The 2451-nt window shown below is 24.3% G+C and carries 2 protein-coding genes and 1 pseudogene; 1 reads left to right on the forward strand and 2 read right to left on the reverse strand.

The genetic code is table 11. The annotated features are described in order from the left end of the window. Nucleotides 1–209, reverse strand: a pseudogene (locus ACTTA5_RS07560) (ATP-binding cassette domain-containing protein); the annotation flags it as partial. A 99-nt stretch (nucleotides 210–308) separates the two neighbouring features. Between ACTTA5_RS07560 and ACTTA5_RS07565 the strand changes: the two are divergent. Further along, nucleotides 309–1022, forward strand: coding sequence for a glycosyltransferase family 2 protein (locus ACTTA5_RS07565; protein WP_440649177.1), 714 nt, complete (start codon nucleotides 309–311; stop codon nucleotides 1020–1022). Nucleotide 1023: 1 nt separating this feature from the next. Here ACTTA5_RS07565 and ACTTA5_RS07570 read toward each other — a convergent pair. Then, a partial coding sequence (locus ACTTA5_RS07570; RefSeq protein WP_440649179.1) for an LIC_10190 family membrane protein occupies nucleotides 1024–2451 on the reverse strand: 1428 nt, incomplete at its 5' end.

The following is a 2451-nucleotide window of genomic DNA, read 5'->3' on the forward strand; positions in this document are numbered from 1 at the left end:
AGACGGCTTACGACATGAGCGCTAGTCTCGTGGGCTCGGAGATGTGTATTAGAGAGAGCAATATCCTTAGCACGCTTGGCTGCGGGAATATTCTTGATGGACTTGCCCTCCAAGAGAATGTCTCCCTGATCAACTGTCAGAGTACCAGCTAAAGAGTTCATCAAAGTTGATTTACCCGCTCCGTTACCACCAATAATGGAGATAAAATTGGAATAAATATATTACTAAAATTCACTAAAACAATTGTTTTTCTTTATTAATTACTTTCTTTTGTAAGTTTATGATATATTTAGATCAATCTGTAAATAATGAAAACAAATGAAAAAATATCTATTGTCATTCCTTGTTATAACGAGGAGAAAACAATTTCAACAGTAATTGATAATTCAATCAAATCAATTAAACAGATTACTGATGAGTATGAATTAATCGTTGTAGATGATGCGTCATACGATCAATCTAAAGTAATTTTAAAAGAGTATTTTGAAAAAAAAAATATTAAGCTTTTTACTCACGATAATAATTTGGGTAAAGGAGCTGCTCTCAACACAGCTTTTAAGCATACCAGTGGTAAAATAATCATAATACAAGATGCAGATTTGGAATACAATCCTGATGAATATGTAAAAATATTAATTCCATTCATTGAAGCAGATGCTGATGTAGTTTATGGATCCAGATTTCTTGGAGGTGGTCGTTATGCAAGACTTCATTTTTTTTGGCATTACTTAGCTAACAAGCTATTAACTTTTTTTTGTAATTTAGTAACTAATATTAATATGACTGATATGGAAACTGGATTTAAGGCATTTAGGAAATCTTGTCTTGATAATATTAATCTCATTGAAAAAAGTTTTGGCTTTGAACCTGAGATAACTATTAAATTGGCAAAAAAAAAATTAAAATTTTATGAGGTTTCAATTTCATATAATGGTAGAACTTATTCAGAGGGAAAAAAAATAGGTATAAAAGATGCTTTTAGAGCATTTTACTGTATTATAAAATACTCATTAATAAAGTAAATTAGGTATTATTTTTTTTTAAGTAAATTTTATTGAATATTAAAAATTTTTTATACCTTAAGTGTTCCCAATTTCTAATGTTATTTGTACATGGTGCTAATCCATAAAAACATTCATCAACACTTCTATAAAATAGATAATTTTCACTTAATTTTTTTGTTTCATATTTTTTATTAAAATTATTACTATTTATAAAAATATGAATAGGTAAATAGGTTCTAACATCATGATAATTGTAAATTCTAACAAATTGTTTTGATAAAAAAACTATAATTCCTATGACAAAAATAAAATTAAAAATTTTATATATTCTATCTTTATTTATCCTATTTAGAAAAATTATAAAAAATAGGTAAATAAGCAAAACTAAATATGAATATCCATATCTATAAATTGGTGATTTTAAAATAAAAAATAATATTCCAAGACCAGATATCAAAAATAAAATAAAAAGTTTATTTTTATCATGTAAATTTTTTTTAAAAAAATCATTTCCATATAATGTGATATAAATATAAATTAAAAACACTAAAATTATATAAGGTATAATTATTTTTAAAATATATTTTAAGTGTACTTCTGACCACGCTTTAGTCCAATTAAAATCTACTACAAAATTTTTCATATTGAGATTTTTATTTTTATTTTGTGGCCATGCCTTTGCCCATGCTTCTGCCTCTAATTCAATTGCTTGAATTTTATCATTATCTACCCACGATAAACTTTTTAAACATGTAATTTTCATTGGATATATTAAACATCCACTAATTAAAATATTTTTAATTAACCACAGTAATATAATTAAAGAAGGTAAACTAAAAAAAATTTTTTTGATCTTTTTTAAATTTTGAATTGCCATGAATGCAGGTATCAAAAATACAAAAATTAAGAACACCTTATTTAGAAAGCAAAAAACTGAACAGTAATAAAAATAATTAATTTTTTTTATATTGTAGTTTTGTGCGTACAAGAAACTTGATACAATATAAAATAAAAAAATATGAGATGTTGCATCATTTCCAAATTCACTATATCTGTTTGCTTTATATACTATATAGATAACTACAAATAATGAAAAAAATTCTCCAAGAGAAAACTTCTCAAGTTTATTGTTAATAATTTTTTTTAAATCAATTAAAAAATAAATTAATATAAAAACAATTGAACTTGCTAAAGGTATTAAGATGCCATTAATTCCATTAAAAAAATTATAATTTATTGCGGACAGATACTGAATTATAGACGTGTGTCCAAATCTAGAATGAATATTTGTTAATCCAATTATAATATTGGACTCATTTATTATCTGTGTAAATGGTAGATGATATAAGCCAGCATCTGGTCTATATTCATTATCATAGATTATTAAAAATAAAACCAATACACTTGTTATCAGACACATTATTAAATCATCTTTATTCAAAGAAAT

This window comes from Candidatus Pelagibacter sp. HIMB1521 (assembly GCF_052047875.1).
In the GTDB taxonomy this organism is placed as follows: Bacteria; Pseudomonadota; Alphaproteobacteria; order Pelagibacterales; family Pelagibacteraceae; genus Pelagibacter.

Excerpts from the sequence above, each read along its gene's own strand:
- ACTTA5_RS07565 (WP_440649177.1), top strand. The coding sequence starts at position 309 with ATGAAAACAAATGAAAAAATATCTATTGTCATTCCTTGTTATAACGAG.